The following is a 14627-nucleotide window of genomic DNA, read 5'->3' on the forward strand; positions in this document are numbered from 1 at the left end:
ATAGTAGAAATTTCCATTAATTAATCAATCCCTTATGCTTTTTTGCGTCAATTGGCTTTCGCTTAGCAAACAGTCAAACAAGTGTATAGGGTTTCATCCTTTTCCACCAGAAAATTACTCCTTATTCACAGTGAAACTGGCACTCCTTAAGGGGGATAATCCGGGTTTTATTAATCCATTTATGTCCCAACCAGATTATCAGAAAAAAGGGAACCCCGATGTATGAAATAAACAATCCGTACCAATCAATAGGAGTTGCCATCAAGGCATTATAATTTTGGCCGCCAATTACGACGATGCATACCCCAAACGCAAACATAGGTCCGAAGGGATACCCCTTGGCCAAATAAGGCAGTTTGGCCGGATCTTTTCCCTGATGCAAATAGGCTTTGCGGAAGCGGTAATGACTGATGGCTATTCCCATCCAGGCAATAAAACCGGAAAGGCTGGTGGCATTAAGTAACCAAAAATACACCCTGCCATTGCCAAAAATGGATGATAAAAAGGCAAGCATGGCAATAGAACTCGTCAAAGCTAAAGCATAAACCGGGATTCCCCGTTGATTTACTACTGAAAAAATACGAGGTACATGCCCCTGCTTGGCTAAATACCAAAGCATTCTGCTTCCCACATACATGCTTGAATTAGCAGTGGAGATAATTGCAATCAGAATCACCGCATTCATAATCATTGCGGCAGACGCTTTATTGTACTGTTGAAACACTAAAGTAAAAGGACTTGTTACCACATCCGAACCAGTCAATTGAGCCGCAGTATAGGGAATTAAAAGGCTGATAATAAATAGGGATAAAACAAAGAAGATGAGAATTCGCCAAAATACCATTCTTATTGCCTTGGGAATTGTCTTTGCCGGATGGATACTCTCCCCTGCCGCGACTCCAATTAATTCCGTACCTTGAAAAGAAAAACCTGCTGCGACAAATGCCCCCAGCATACCCATCCACCCGCTATGAAAGGGACCATCCCCAATACGCCAATTCTGGAAACCTCCTGCTTTATATTCCGTCAGACCGAAAACCAAAAAAAATCCGGTAAGGATAAATAAAATAACCACAAAAATTTTAATAAATGACAGCCAATATTCGAACTCACCAAATGCTTTAGTAGAAATCGCATTAAAACCGATAATCAAAAAGAGGAAAACAGAACACCATAGCAACGAAGAGCTTCCTGGGAACCAAAAATGCATGATTAAAGCAGACGCTGAAATTTCGGAGGCTATATAAACGGCGCAGCTATACCAGTAATTCCAACCCAGCGCATATCCTAAAGAAGGATCAAAAAAACGGGCAGCATAAACGTAAAACGATCCTGTAGTAGGCATAAAGGCAGCCATCTCCCCAAGGCCTGCCATCAAAAAATAAACCATGATTCCCATGACCAGGTAAGCCAGTAAAGTCCCCCCGGGACCAGCCACTGATAAGGCATTACCACTCGCCAGGAAAATACCGGTTCCAATAGATCCCCCTAAAGTGATCATTCCCAACACACGCGCATTGAGCTTTCGCTGAAGCGAAGGCTCTGATACCAAATCATGCATATTTCATCCTTGAATGCGGAAAATGTTTTTCCCATGTTTTAACTACTGTGCTTTCTAATCCTCATTAAGAAATTCACAGAGAAGGCGTTGAAAATGATGGGTACCTTGTTCTTTTGTCGGTGAAAATCGCCCGCTTTCATAAAAACGGGAACGGATACCTCGTTGGACCGACTCTACAACAGCCTCATCTTCGCGCTCTACTTTATCCAAATCACCCCCTGCTCCTTTTCCTAACCTGGATTCATCAAGAACAAAAGTTAAAAATGAAACTTTAGTCAATTCAGGACCTAATGGTTTTACTACATTCACAGAGCATCCCCAGGGATAGAAATTAAGCATTGTATTTGGAAAAATCCAATAATAATAAGCAGCTACTTTTTTGCCATAATCAATTGAATCTTTGGGTAAATCAAAACTTTCTTCACCAGGGCTTGCCAATGCCAATTGTAAATTACAATAACGATAAAGCTCTGTAGTATAAGTGGTGCAGTCAATCACCTTCCTTAACGAAGGATGGACAAAGGGAATATGTAATGCTTCAAGGTAATTTTCACAATACAGTGCCCAATGAGCTTTAACCAGGTAATCCCGTGAACGGGTGCTGTCCAGCCGCATATGTTGCATTGGTAACCAGAAAAGCCGCTCTTTAATCTCAGCAAACACTTCCTTAAATGATGCTTGGGGATCTAATGAAGCAAAGAGGAAGGGATCAAGACAATCAGATGGTATTTGCGGTAAATTATCCTTTGCCGATGGGAAATTACAGGTTCTCTCGAACTCAGGCATATGCAAAAGCTCCCCACAAAGATTAAATCTGCGTCCATGATAGGAGCATTTTATTTTTTCAGCAGTACATGGAGCTTCAATCAAAATATTGCCTCTATGGGTGCATACATTACTGAGGCAACGGAAACGATCTTGCTCGTCACGAACAAATAATAGAGGTTCATCCAGTAATCCGGGCAATAAAGTAAAAGGCACCAACTGTCCCTCCAGGCGTAGGCTTTCCATACTGCAACAAAATTGCCAGGTTCGAGCAAATATTTTTTCTTTTGCTTGTGCAAACCATTCTGGAGAGGTATAAAAATGTGCGGGAATAGTAGAGGCTTTTGCTATATCGGGATCTACATAAAACTTATTCATGATCAACTTCCTTTTAAATACCCCTGCCCTGACCTTTGAAGCAGGGTAACCTGGCGATATTAAAACATCAATCCTCTTTGTTATCCATATGTATTGCACGGCAGGGATCAATCATTGCTGACAAAAACTGTCAGCACTATCTTTTAAACTAAAACTCCCTTAAATCAATAGGAGTAGATAATGCAACTTGATCCCAACTTAGTAATTTTTTATGTCGAAAACCCCTTGGTCAGCCTTTCTTTTTATGAACGTCTCCTGCAAAAAAAGCCCGTTGAATCATCCCCTACTTTTGTGATGTTTGTTTTGAAGTCAGGTATGCGTCTGGGATTATGGGCAAAGCAGGCCGTCAAACCTCAAGCGGCCTTGCTTGGAGGTGGAAATGAACTTTCTCTGCAAGTGGAAGAAGATCATTTCATCGATGAGCTTTATTCACTCTGGCAAAACCAGGGAATTCAAATGGCCCAGCCACCCGCAATGATGGATTTTGGTTATACCTTTGTGGCTCTTGATCCAGACCAACATCGTCTTCGGGTTGTCTCGTTGCACCTTGAAAAGAAAGTTTAAATCTGGACAGGGTTTACTTATGAGTTAACCTATTTATTGGAGGTCAAATGCATATGCTTTGGAGTTTTTTCGAGAAATTCCTGGTACTTAAGTTTGACCTCATTTTGCAAAAATTATTGTCACCCATCTTGAGTTTCATTGAAAACTCAGGTGCAATTAACTATGATTAAAAAGTTATCATAGATTGTGTAAGGATCCTCACATGCCAAAAAATATCGTTCCTTTTCAGGTAGATTTCGCAAAAAATGGCACTCCTGTTTCCTCCAGGGATCAGGCAATTAAAATTCTGGACGAAGTAAACAAATTACATGCTAATGGAGCTAAAAAAGTTGGGATCACTTATTCTGCCAATCAGGCGCAAACGGACAAGATTATAGATACTTACCAAAAGGGAGGTTGGAAAACGGGCACCAATGGAGCGAATCAGGCATCGGTAGTAGCCCAAATTGAGCAGTTACTTACAACACCCAAGTACCAGCATTTGCAAGGGGTATATCAGACAGTTCCTATAACCACCATGCAATATGACAGTAAAGGTAATCCAAAACCTGCGGATCCTTCTTCAGTGAAAAAAAGTCTTGAGCATGCCTCTCAATTTATGGACAGCGGCGGTGTCTTATTAGGCTGGACGAACCAAAAAACGCCCCAAGGCAGTTTGGCCATCGGCGGTGGTGTAGCCTCTGCTGTGCAAACAATAGGCCAAAAGAAAATGATCAATGAGTGGGTGCAGGATAAACTGCCACATTCCACTTTAACAGATGATTTGCCCTTATCACCTCCCAAAAAAACAACATCAGGGACCACCCAGATGCAAGATCTTCAGGCATTGGATAACGAAGAAACGGCCCGCAAGAAGAAGAGCGTCAGTATTCAAAGTGACGAAATCAATTCGTTGCTTGACGCATTTAAAAAGCATTGTGGGGAACAATGGGTAAAGGATAATCCTCCTGAAAATAAAAATGGCCAATTAAAATTGTCCTTTAAATCGGAAGAGAATATGACGGACTTCTTCAAGCAACAAGCCAGCGAAGGAAAAAGTTTCATCATGGTTGATGAAAAAACCCAAAAAGTCATGGCCTATTCTAATGGGGATGGAAAGATCTATAGACCTGGGAAAGACGGCCCTCAGGAGATTACGGGAAAATCTCTAACACCCAAAGAAGGTGAAATGGAGGATCTACCCAAACTTGATAGTTTCAAGATGCCAGCAAAAGAATCAACACAAGAGTCCGTTTCAAAACCTCAGCATGCTTGATAACTTAAACACTGTTTTTAAAGAGACTTTCAAAACAGTGTTCATCTTTTCATAAAACAAAGATTTGTAAGGGAAGAAGCACGTTTACTGGTAAATCGCCATTCATTCCTTCTCAAAAATTCTACTCGAATCCACTTTCTCGCTTCTAAAAATCAATTTGCGATTCAATAAGGATGTTCCTCAAATTTAATGATCAAATAAAGGCCGGCGTGATTAAATTTTGTAATATTCTATAATGAATAATAATGATTCATGGCAGGAAGGTATTTTATGATTCTGAATATTACCGCCGTACAATTTCCAGATAGAATTCTTGGTGATATTAAATACAGTCAAAATATCTATAAAAGCATTGACTTTAATTTTGGTAAGGATGCAAACAGCGCGATTAATAAAGAAAGTTTAGATACTTTTGTCCATAAATTTAAAGAAATTCATCGAACCCATGAAAAACCCCTGGAAGGTATTATTACTTTAGGAACGATGAAAAGTCTTTCCCTGGATACCCTGAAAGTGCTCCTCTCTTCAGAAGATTTTGTGAGGATGCTCGATCCTCAAAGTTTTCTTAAATTAATCGTAACCTCCAGTGAAATTGCAGATTTTGTGCTGAGCAATCCCATGCTCAAAGCAAAACTTGATGATATGGAACCCCAAATAGATAAACAAAAATTCAAGAACTCTTGTACTGCTCGACTCATCATGCGCATACTTCTGGAAAGAGGGATAATTGATCAACACGATTACTCTCCCAGCAAAGAACTGGAAATATACAAACAAATTTGGTTTGCACCCGGAAAAGAAGCATCACCAGAAAAGATAGTTTCCTTCTTCCAAAGACATAATCTCCATGCAGTAGGAGTTGAAATTAAGGAATTATCTAAAGCCTCGCTTAAAAAATACTCAAGAGATCCGGTAATTGCGTCGCTTTATTCGCTTTTTAAGAAAGAGGTGCCCGCAAGAAAAAAATTAACTCTTACTCATTTAAGTGAGGCTGATTTTCCTGAGGGTATGACTACGCTCATTGTGATACATACAGGAGTGCTACATACGCTGCTGGGAAAAAAAAACCAGGAACACTTTGAAGTAACTGACCCTCAATTTGGGGATAAAAAAACTTATAACGGTTTTATGGATTTTCTTGAAAATGAAAGAAAAAACATAGGTATTTTTTTTGATATTTTACCCGAACCTGAAGAACAATTTAGACTTAAATCCTAAGCACGGAATAGATTAAAAAATATTTTGGCGTATAACACAACACCTAGCGGTATCCAGAGCCTAAAGGAGACTATAGGGGGGTGTCTCAAAAACAGGTCCGTGTACCGCTACCGGTGTGGGTTATAAATTATTCTTCTACTGTAATATCAATTTTTTTCTCAACTGCCATTTCTTTTTTGGGTATTGAGATTTCAAGTACGCCTTGTTTGTATTTTGCGCTTATTTTAGTATCATCCGCAGTTTGCGGTAAGCTGAATCGCCGGTAAAATTGCCCTTGGGAACGCTCCATTCGTGTATAGCCAGTGTTACTCTCTGTTTTTTCAAAATGGCGTTCTCCACGCAGGGTCAGAATGTTATGCTCCAGGGATATTTGAATGTCTTCCTTATTTACTCCCGGAATATCCGCAAGAACTAAAAAACGCTCCTTTTCTTCCTTAATATCTACGGGAGGCGCCCATGTGCTGGTATCAACAATCGATGAATCGGATTGCTGTCCTCTAAAGAAATTATCCAATAGGGAACCAATTTCATTATAAACAGGAAAATAATCACGTCTTACGATACTCATAACTTTCTCCTCATCATGTTACTATTTATATTTGGAAAATAGAGGCGCTTTTTTAAAATTCAAGAGGCTAAACAGGGTATTTTTTATGAAAGGATGGACACAGGGTGAGATTGGGTTATTATCAATAAAGGAATGAATTCTAATTATAAAAAGGAGGAGCATCAATGCAGCAACTGACAAAAATTTTAACTTTTACCTTTGGGATTACTTGTGCTGTCACCAGTTTTGCAAATACAGCTGAGGCAGAAGTACCTCTTTTAGGTAAAACAATAACTCAAGCAAAGCAGCAAAAAATGACCCCCAAACAAGCTTTGCAACGCTTAAAGGATGGTAACCACCGCTTTTTAACCAACACACAAATATCCAGGGATTATTTAAAACAAGCGCATCAATCTTCTTACGGACAATTTCCATTTGCAGTAATCCTCAATTGCATGGATTCCCGAAGCGTCCCTGAATTATTTTTCGATCAGGGTTTGGCAGATTTGTTTACCTTACGTGTAGCTGGAAACGTACTTAATGATGATATTCTTGGAAGTATGGAATTCGCAACAAAAGCAGCGGGATCCCGGCTTATTGTAGTTTTGGCACATACCTCATGTGGTGCGGTAGCAGGTGCATGTAATGATGTGCAACTTGGGCATTTGACTGATGTCCTGGATAAAATCAAACCTGTTGTGCAACCCACCATGCAAGAACAAGGAACAAAAAATTGTACTGACCCTAAATTAGTTGATGCCATTGCTAAAGCAAATGCCTTGAGAGTCGCCAGGGAAATACAAGAAAGAAGCCCAATCCTTAAAGATTTAATCAGTAAAAAACAAATTGGAATTGTAGCGGGCGTACATGACATCAAGACAGGCAAAGTGGAGTTTTTTGAAGAAGAACGTTCGGTTCCCAATTAAAACACATCCAGGGATGTTCGTAGTCCGAATTCGAAAGTGCTAATTCGGACCTACAAGCACCCGGGCAAAGGCTACCCAGCCATTTTCTTGGTTAAAGTTTCCATTAAGATATTTTCAAAGCGTCCCTTATTTACCGAGGTACATACCTGGACGTTGTTCCCTTTCTCATCAACTATTGTAGAACCTGCTTGCTCTTCAGGGCTTAATACTACGCGCAGTTTTTTATGACTGGATTGCACAATTGAATTATCATAGGCTATAACTGCAGAAAGTACATCCCAAAAATACCATTTATGTTCATATATTTCTGCTTCATTACGATGGAACAGTTCATAGAAAAATTGGTTGGCAAGATTCGTTTGGTTTTCTTTTAATTTTTGATAAAAAGATTGGGTTACAGGCACCTGATTTGTCACATCGAGGCCTACCAGGGTGATTGGAATCCCTGAGCGCAATACTTTATCAGCAGCATACGGATCCACATAAAAATTCCATTCTGCACTGGTATTTTTAATCGTATGGTCCACATCTGCCAAATTCCCGCGAGTATCCACTGCCCCACCCATAATATATATCATTTTTATGTTATTTTTAATTTCCGGCACTTGGGTCACCAGTCCACCAAGGTTGGTTAATGGACCAATTGCTAAAATTTCAACAGGTTCCTTTGCTTTTTTTAAGGTAGACTCCAACAGTTGAATTGCAGTTTGTGAAGGAGGCAATTTTACTTGAGGCAATAAATCTGCAGCCCCTACTAAATTATCCGCCAATTGACGCAACCAGTCAGGAAATTGATGCGTCCCTTTCATTGGTACATCGGTTCCACAGGCTATGGGGATATTTTTATGATGCATTAGAGCCAACAATCCAGCAACATTTCTGAGTCCCGCGGGACAATGGGCCTCTCCTGTACCGACTACAGTAATCGCTTTTATATCAATATCTTTTTGTGCCAACAAATAAAGTATTGCCAATTCATCATCTACGCCAACATCGGTATCGATAATAAAAGATCTTGCTGCATCGGTTAAACTAGACAGCAAAAATATAACACAGAATACAAACAGCCTTACTGCAGAACTCATCATGAGACCTCCGTCTCTCTATATAGTTTTTTAATGGATAACAAAGCTACAAAACAAAGTAGTGCACTAAAGACCAGATAGAAACTGGGTGCAAGTTTGGTATTTAATGATTCAACTAAATAAGTAGCAATAAATGGAGTTAATCCGCCGAAAAAAGCAAAGGCAAGATTATAGGAAATAGCGATTCCTGTATATCGGATAGATACCGGGAAGAGGTCAACCAGCAAGCTGGGATATACCATAATGGAACTACTTAAAATAGCAAAAATTGCCAAAGCGGTAATCAGGGAAAACGTAGTTTGCCAGGATAAAAGAATAAACAGAAAATAACTTAGTATAATAAAACCGACTACTCCTATTAAAAGGATCAGTTTACGCCCTATTCGATCTCCGCTCCAACAAAAGAAAATCAATAACAGCGAGTAAAAACCCAAATTCAGAGTATTAAATAAGGTCGCTTGTTGTTTTGGATAAACAAGAATGGTTGAAAGATAGGTGGGCATATATAAAAACAACAAATTGATCATGACCGCACCAAGACAGGTTAAACCAATGCCCTGTAATATTTTTCGCCAGTGTAAGGTGACGGCTTCAACAAACGGCATGCGGTTATTTTCTGCTGAACTTTTAAATGCAAGGAATAAGGGGCTTTCAGCCAACCGTTTGCGAATATAAAAACTAAATATCCCCAGCAACCCTCCGCAGATAAATGGAATACGCCATCCAAAACTTGATAATTGGTCATTTGAAAGTTGACTGGTAAGAATTAAACTGATTAGCGCCCCTAGAAAAATCCCCAGATTAAGCAAAGAAAAAATCACTCCACAGGCAAGCCCTCGCGCACGAGGGTTCACATGCTCGCAGGTGAAGGTTAATGCTCCTGGAATTTCTCCGCCGATGGATAACCCTTGCAACAAGCGTAAAAAAATCAAAAGAATACTCGACCAAATCCCTATGTGTTGATACGTGGGGAGAAATCCAATAATAACGGTGGGAACAGCCATCAGTATAACCGAGAAAATAAAAGTTTTTTTACGGCCGTATTTGTCTCCAAAATGACTGAAAGCAATTCCCCCTAAGGGGCGAATGAGATAACCAATGGCAAAAACAGCATACACGCTCATCAGTGAAGCCAGTTTGTCGGTTTTGGGAAAAAAAATCTGACTGATTATTGGTGCAAAAATAACGTAAATAATAAAATCGTAAAATTCCAAAGCACCGCCCAAAGAAGCCAGGAAAATCACTTTTCGTTCATTTGGACACAATTTTAATTCATGCACTTTACCCATCCCTGTTTAGGCAAAGCTGTAACATAGCATAAGTTTCATCTGCACTCATGGATTTTTTAAAATAAGAGGAGGATTCCTTTTATCGTTTCAACACCAAGTAAGTCCTTGTGGAATAGTTCTTTTTCATGAATTTCAGTATCATCAATAAAACTGATACTTTTAAACGGTCAACGATGAAAAAACATTCCATTTCCCAGCAAATCTTGCAACGTGTAGAGGCCGCTGTGAAGCAAACCCATATTGATGCCTATAAAAAGGATGGGGCAGTTTGTATTCGCCAAATTATAACTGCTGAAGAAATAGAATTACTTCGTGAAGGTATTGAATCCAACCTGCAATTCCCAAGCCATCGAGTTAAAATTGCCAGTAAAAATGAGGATCCCGGTCAATTTATTGAGGATTTTTGTACCTGGCAAACAAATCCCTATTACCAGCAATTTATTTTTGAATCCCCGGTTAGCGTAATTGCCGGGAAACTTATGGAGAGCAAGCAAACACGACTTTATCACGATCATCTTCTGGTCAAAGAACCCGGTACTCGCCAAAAAACCCCCTGGCATCAGGATCAACCTTACTATAATATCGAAGGAACACAAAATTGCAGTTTATGGATACCGGTTGATCCCGTTCCCCGTACGTCCACTTTGGAATTTGTTGCGGGATCTCATAAAGGCCCTTGGCTCATGCCCCGTTCTTTTATGGAGAACCAGGCCAAGTGGTTCCCAGAAGGAAGCCTTACAGAGCTCCCAGATATTGATTCCCACCGGGAGCATTATCCCATTATAGGTTGGGAAATAACGCCCGGAGACGTGGTTTGCTTTCATATGCTTACCCTTCATGCCTCCAATGGAGTGGATTATGCGCAACGCCGAAGAGTATTTTCTATCCGCTTTCTAGGAGACGACATAACTCATGCACCAAGAAACTGGGCAACATCTCCTGATTTCCCAGGTTTAGCAGGACAGCTTGCAGCAAATGCTCCAATGGAGCATGCTTTATTTCCCGTAGTTTGGGAAAATTGAGAAAACCATTTACCAACAAAGGCAGGAAGTAATTTCATCTATCGAGGCAAAGTACGCTTTGGTGCTCATTATCGATGCCAGGTAGTACCCGTGCGCTTGACAGCACAATTACCGTTAACACAACCCTTATTCACATTCGTATGGTGACAATTACCTCCACGGCACACTGTATAACTTTTATGATAACCCCAGGCAGCAAATGAACTGGAAACAAAAGTACTCAAAGTGAAAACCATAATCAGCTGCATGATTTTTGATGACATAGCCACTCCTTAGAAACACATAATTGTGCAAAAACAAAACAAATCTGCATGTGATCAGTATAGTTTAGTTTGCAAGTATTTGATGATAACGTCGTGATTTTAGGCGCTTGATAAGGTGAAATCCCTAAGGTAGTTGAATTAACTAAGTATTGTTAAAATTTTTGAAACAGAACTCCAGCTGGAGACTAAATTTTGCATCAAAAATTCTGTTTTTTTTCTTAAAAATAGGCAATACTTCTTTCTGAATAAATCGTGGTAAAACCTATGGTTAAAATAAGGCCTTTCCTTAAATGGGCAGGAAGTAAATATAACTGCCTGGAAAAAATTATTCCCTTTCTTCCTCCGGGTAAACGTCTGATCGAACCCTTTGCTGGTTCAGGCGTCATTTTTATGAATACAAATTATTCTGCTTATTTGTTGGCAGAAAGTAATCAGGATCTAATCTCTCTTTTTACTACCTTACAACAACAAGGCGAAGAATTCATTGAATTTTGCAAAACCTATTTCAACCCAGAATTTAACCAGAAAGAAAAATATTATCAATTAAGAACTGATTTTAATGAATCACTCCATTCCCCCCACAAATCCGCTCTTTTTCTTTACCTGAACCGCCACGGTTATAATGGGTTGTGCCGCTATAATTCCAAAGGAATTTATAATGTTCCATTCGGGCTTTATAGCAAGCCTTACTTTCCGTACAAGGAAATGCAGTTTTTTCATCAAAAAAGCCAAAATGCAGAATTCGTGCATAATGACTTCAGAAAAACTTTTGAACAGGCAGAACGCGGTGATGTGATTTATTGCGATCCGCCTTATGTACTTCTCTCAGAAAAATCGCACCACCTGCCTTATACGAAAAAATTGTTTACCACAGAAGATCAAATCGAACTTACGGAATTGGCCAGAGAAAAAGCATCCCAAGGTATTCCCGTTATTTTATCCAATCATGATACTGAATTTACTCGCTACCATTATAGAAAAGCAGAAATTAAAAGCTTTCCTGTCGCTCGTTTTATTAATTGCCAAGGTGCATTACGCCGCCCCGTTAAAGAATTAATTGCGATTTTTAATTAGTCATTTGAGGTATTTGCAGGCGAATTAGCCAGTAGAATCCGGGCTGCAAAGCACACCCGGATTATTGAAATGGAATTTCATCATCCCTAATGTATGGGACTGTCCTTATGGTCTTTAATAAAGAAAGCCAGGATAGTAACGAGCAACAAGGAAAGAGGCAAAATGGATAAAGCGACCTGATAATCCACTACAGTATAAATATGCTCCCCTTCCACAATACCACTGTCTCCAAAGGTATCCAGTAATTTACCAACCAAGGGTTGGAACACCACGCCCCCGAGGGTAACTATCATATTCGTTGCAGCAAACACGGTACCTGACAATTGAGCCCCACTGCATTCTTTAGCCATGATAAAGACAATAATTTCTGTAGCACTAAATACCCCATACAAAAATAATAAAACGTTTAAGCTAAAATAGGATAAACCAGGGCAGTACAATACGAGGCTTATGCAAATCAAGGCTAAAATGGCGCCTAGAACTAAGGGCAACAAACGTCTTCCGGTATGATCGGACAAATAGCCTGCTATAGGAGCACCAACTGCCCAACCCAGAAAAACTGCAGAAACTGTTTTAGCCGCTTCTACTTTAGTCAAATGATGGGCTTGTTCCAGATAAGTTTTTCCCCACAGTTCCCCAAATACCGACAAAGAGGTATACAAACATGCGCCGACAAAACCGATAACCCAAACTTCAGGGGCCATCAATACCTTAAGAACATTTTGAAAGAACTCAGGTAGGGGATGTTTGTTAGGCTGGTGTCCTTCAGGTCCATCACGAACGACAATAAACATTAACAAGCTCAATCCGGAGCCTACAATGGCTATCAGAAATAATACATGTTCCCAGCCTATGCTCTGCGACCATTCAGTAATTTTCACTTCACCATAAACCAGACCTAGCATCCCTAAAGTAGTCATTAAGCCTGCAACCAGGGAGAAATAACGTCTAGGTAACCAGTGTAATGCAAGAGACAAAACTCCAACAAAAGCGAAAGAAGAACCAAAACCGACTAGAAAACGCCCTGCCCCCACCAAAAACATGGATGAGGTCAGGGAAAACATCCAGGAGCCGACTGTACAACAGATACAGGCAAACGTTAAAAGACGCCGGGGACCAAAGCGATCCATCAGCATTCCGACAGGCATTTGCATTGGAGAGTATGCAAAATAGTATAAGGCAGATATTTGTCCAAACGTAGTTGCTGATATATGCCCCAGTGCAGTGCTTAGTTCCGTCTGCAAAACCCCGGGGATAATGCGTAAGATAAACTCATAGCAGTAAAAAACAGCCCCAACAAAGCAGATAAACATGCCAAAAAGCATTTGTTTTCTTGAAACGGTATTATTTAGGTGCATGAGCGTGAGTTTCCCTTAATAAGAAGGTTAATAAAGCTGCAATTAACATGCTGAGCGGTATAAATGCCAGCGCAATTCGGTAGTCGGTCATGTTGTATACTCTATCAACATTTTCCATGACTAATGCCGTAGAAATAGAGGTGCCACTACGTAAGGAATAACTAAAATCTAATAAATGTCCCACTAAAGGCTGCAATAACATGCCGCCCAACATGACAATCATGTTCGTAAATGCCATAGCTGTACCGGCTGCTTCACCAGGACTCAACTCCCTGCCGACTGCAAATACAATTGCCTGCGCACTATAAAATAGACCCAGGAAAAACATAAGCACCTGGACATTGGTTTCGCTCAAGCCGGGGACATAGAGAATAACCAGCATAAGAACTGTTGCCACACTGGCGCCTAAAAACATGGGTAATCTTCTGCGCGCAATGCGGTCAGAAAAGTAACCCATTAACGGAGCGCCTATAGTAAACCCCAGGAACAGTAATGAGTTTGCTAAACCGGCACCATGTGCTGTCAAACCATGGGCATTCCTTAGATAGGGTATTCCCCATAATTCCGCAAAAACAGTAGTGGGCAGATAAACCATACACCCAAACAAACCATTGATCCAAATTTGTCTGTTACTGACTATTATGTTTAAATCAACTAACCCTTTTCTAAAATTCGGAACTGTGCCGCTTTGTCGGTAGCGGCCTTTTTTATCGTGTATTCCCAACCATAAAAGAAAAGTTAATACAATTCCGAAGAAAGCAGTGAGGTTTAATGTCCTAATCCATCCTAATCTATTCACAAATAATTCTAAAAAATTATCGCCTAACATCGCACCTACTGTACCTAATGCAGAGGTGATACCGGAAACCATAGCGAGCTTATTTTCAGGCAACCAGATGGTAGCGAGCTTTAAGACGCCAACAAACGCAAATGCCGAGCCTAACCCGACCAGGAAACGTCCTGAAGCAGCAACCCAAAAAGAAGTGGTGCTGGTGAATAAAAAAGTTCCAATAACGCAAATCAGACAGGCAAATGTTAACAACCTTCGAGGACCGTATCGGTCCATCATAATCCCTACGGGTAATTGCATGGGGACATAGGCATAATAATATACAGAAGAAATATGCCCAAACCCTGTGGCGGATAAATTAAAATGCTCACGCAGAGCAGTTTCCATTGCACTGGGCGCAATCCGGAGCAAATATTCATAACTGTAAAATAAGGCCCCAAGACCACAAATAAGCCATCCAATTAATGCGTAATTTCTACGGTTTTCAGAAAGCAAGGCAATCTCCTTAATACTTGTAAAGCAAGAGCAGGCA

Annotated in this window: 14 protein-coding genes; 6 read left to right on the top strand and 8 right to left on the bottom strand. The window is 40.2% G+C overall.

From position 1 onward, the window contains the following. Window positions 1-121 precede the first annotated feature (121 nt). Together KYQ_RS11825 and KYQ_RS11830 are read right to left on the bottom strand one after the other, a co-directional pair. Window positions 122-1561 carry an amino acid permease gene (locus KYQ_RS11825; RefSeq protein ID WP_010654475.1) on the bottom strand — a complete coding sequence of 480 codons (1440 nt, stop codon included), beginning with the start codon at window positions 1559-1561 and terminating at the stop codon, window positions 122-124. A gap of 54 nt (window positions 1562-1615) precedes the next feature. Further along, on the bottom strand, window positions 1616-2704 hold the full coding sequence (locus KYQ_RS11830) for an SRPBCC family protein (protein ID WP_010654476.1): 1089 nt from the start codon (window positions 2702-2704) through the stop codon (window positions 1616-1618). A gap of 180 nt (window positions 2705-2884) precedes the next feature. Between KYQ_RS11830 and KYQ_RS11835 the strand changes: the two genes are divergently transcribed. The 3 genes from KYQ_RS11835 (at window position 2885) to KYQ_RS11850 (ending at window position 5741) form a co-directional block, all read left to right on the top strand. Further along, window positions 2885-3268: a VOC family protein gene (locus KYQ_RS11835; protein ID WP_010654477.1), complete on the top strand. Its 384-nt coding sequence runs from the start codon at window positions 2885-2887 to the stop codon at window positions 3266-3268. 202 nt (window positions 3269-3470) lie between these two features. After that, window positions 3471-4523 (top strand): hypothetical protein, encoded by a 1053-nt coding sequence (locus KYQ_RS11845; RefSeq protein ID WP_019350123.1) that lies wholly within the window; start codon window positions 3471-3473, stop codon window positions 4521-4523. A 270-nt stretch (window positions 4524-4793) separates the two neighbouring features. Continuing rightward, a complete protein-coding gene (locus KYQ_RS11850) occupies window positions 4794-5741 on the top strand; it encodes a hypothetical protein (protein ID WP_010654479.1) in 948 nt (315 codons plus the stop codon). A 127-nt stretch (window positions 5742-5868) separates the two neighbouring features. Here the strand turns inward: KYQ_RS11850 and KYQ_RS11855 are convergent, their stop codons facing one another. Further along, window positions 5869-6309, bottom strand: coding sequence for an Hsp20/alpha crystallin family protein (locus KYQ_RS11855; RefSeq protein ID WP_010654480.1), 441 nt, complete (start codon window positions 6307-6309; stop codon window positions 5869-5871). A gap of 164 nt (window positions 6310-6473) precedes the next feature. On the opposite strand from KYQ_RS11855, the gene KYQ_RS11860 reads away from it, so the two are divergent. After that, on the top strand, window positions 6474-7214 hold the full coding sequence (locus KYQ_RS11860; RefSeq protein WP_010654481.1) for a carbonic anhydrase family protein: 741 nt from the start codon (window positions 6474-6476) through the stop codon (window positions 7212-7214). Between the two features lie 71 nt (window positions 7215-7285). On the opposite strand, the gene KYQ_RS11865 is transcribed toward KYQ_RS11860, so the two are convergent. Together KYQ_RS11865 and KYQ_RS11870 are read right to left on the bottom strand one after the other, a co-directional pair. Beyond that, window positions 7286-8302: a nucleoside hydrolase gene (locus KYQ_RS11865; RefSeq protein WP_019350124.1), complete on the bottom strand. Its 1017-nt coding sequence runs from the start codon at window positions 8300-8302 to the stop codon at window positions 7286-7288. Beyond that, window positions 8299-9588, bottom strand: a complete 1290-nt coding sequence (locus tag KYQ_RS11870) for an MFS transporter (protein WP_019350125.1) — start codon at window positions 9586-9588, stop codon at window positions 8299-8301. Before KYQ_RS11870 ends, KYQ_RS11865 begins: the two co-directional genes overlap by 4 nt. Before the next feature lie 125 nt (window positions 9589-9713). On the opposite strand from KYQ_RS11870, the gene KYQ_RS11875 reads away from it, so the two are divergent. Further along, window positions 9714-10610, top strand: coding sequence for a phytanoyl-CoA dioxygenase family protein (locus KYQ_RS11875; protein WP_010654484.1), 897 nt, complete (start codon window positions 9714-9716; stop codon window positions 10608-10610). Between the two features lie 68 nt (window positions 10611-10678). On the opposite strand, the gene KYQ_RS11880 is transcribed toward KYQ_RS11875, so the two are convergent. Beyond that, on the bottom strand, window positions 10679-10873 hold the full coding sequence (locus KYQ_RS11880; RefSeq protein ID WP_010654485.1) for a hypothetical protein: 195 nt from the start codon (window positions 10871-10873) through the stop codon (window positions 10679-10681). A gap of 264 nt (window positions 10874-11137) precedes the next feature. Here KYQ_RS11880 and KYQ_RS11885 point away from each other — a divergent pair, with 264 nt between their 5' ends. Next, window positions 11138-11947: a Dam family site-specific DNA-(adenine-N6)-methyltransferase gene (locus KYQ_RS11885; RefSeq protein ID WP_010654486.1), complete on the top strand. Its 810-nt coding sequence runs from the start codon at window positions 11138-11140 to the stop codon at window positions 11945-11947. A gap of 86 nt (window positions 11948-12033) precedes the next feature. Here the strand turns inward: KYQ_RS11885 and KYQ_RS11890 are convergent, their stop codons facing one another. Together KYQ_RS11890 and KYQ_RS11895 are read right to left on the bottom strand one after the other, a co-directional pair. After that, window positions 12034-13305 (bottom strand): MFS transporter, encoded by a 1272-nt coding sequence (locus tag KYQ_RS11890; RefSeq protein WP_010654487.1) that lies wholly within the window; start codon window positions 13303-13305, stop codon window positions 12034-12036. Next, a complete protein-coding gene (locus KYQ_RS11895; protein WP_010654488.1) occupies window positions 13292-14590 on the bottom strand; it encodes an MFS transporter in 1299 nt (432 codons plus the stop codon). Before KYQ_RS11895 ends, KYQ_RS11890 begins: the two co-directional genes overlap by 14 nt. Window positions 14591-14627 lie beyond the last annotated feature (37 nt).

Origin of the sequence: Fluoribacter dumoffii NY 23 (genome assembly GCF_000236165.1) — a bacterium.
GTDB lineage: Bacteria > Pseudomonadota > Gammaproteobacteria > Legionellales > Legionellaceae > Legionella > Legionella dumoffii.

What these genes read in the sequence shown, in the direction of transcription:
- KYQ_RS11825 (WP_010654475.1), bottom strand. Translation starts at nt 1,561, where the DNA reads ATGCATGATTTGGTATCAGAGCCTTCGCTTCAGCGAAAGCTCAATGCG.
- KYQ_RS11830 (WP_010654476.1), bottom strand. Translation starts at nt 2,704, where the DNA reads ATGAATAAGTTTTATGTAGATCCCGATATAGCAAAAGCCTCTACTATT.
- KYQ_RS11835 (WP_010654477.1), top strand. Translation starts at nt 2,885, where the DNA reads ATGCAACTTGATCCCAACTTAGTAATTTTTTATGTCGAAAACCCCTTG.
- KYQ_RS11845 (WP_019350123.1), top strand. Translation starts at nt 3,471, where the DNA reads ATGCCAAAAAATATCGTTCCTTTTCAGGTAGATTTCGCAAAAAATGGC.
- KYQ_RS11850 (WP_010654479.1), top strand. Translation starts at nt 4,794, where the DNA reads ATGATTCTGAATATTACCGCCGTACAATTTCCAGATAGAATTCTTGGT.
- KYQ_RS11855 (WP_010654480.1), bottom strand. Translation starts at nt 6,309, where the DNA reads ATGAGTATCGTAAGACGTGATTATTTTCCTGTTTATAATGAAATTGGT.
- KYQ_RS11860 (WP_010654481.1), top strand. Translation starts at nt 6,474, where the DNA reads ATGCAGCAACTGACAAAAATTTTAACTTTTACCTTTGGGATTACTTGT.
- KYQ_RS11865 (WP_019350124.1), bottom strand. Translation starts at nt 8,302, where the DNA reads ATGATGAGTTCTGCAGTAAGGCTGTTTGTATTCTGTGTTATATTTTTG.
- KYQ_RS11870 (WP_019350125.1), bottom strand. Translation starts at nt 9,588, where the DNA reads ATGGGTAAAGTGCATGAATTAAAATTGTGTCCAAATGAACGAAAAGTG.
- KYQ_RS11875 (WP_010654484.1), top strand. Translation starts at nt 9,714, where the DNA reads ATGAATTTCAGTATCATCAATAAAACTGATACTTTTAAACGGTCAACG.
- KYQ_RS11880 (WP_010654485.1), bottom strand. Translation starts at nt 10,873, where the DNA reads ATGTCATCAAAAATCATGCAGCTGATTATGGTTTTCACTTTGAGTACT.
- KYQ_RS11885 (WP_010654486.1), top strand. Translation starts at nt 11,138, where the DNA reads ATGGTTAAAATAAGGCCTTTCCTTAAATGGGCAGGAAGTAAATATAAC.
- KYQ_RS11890 (WP_010654487.1), bottom strand. Translation starts at nt 13,305, where the DNA reads ATGCACCTAAATAATACCGTTTCAAGAAAACAAATGCTTTTTGGCATG.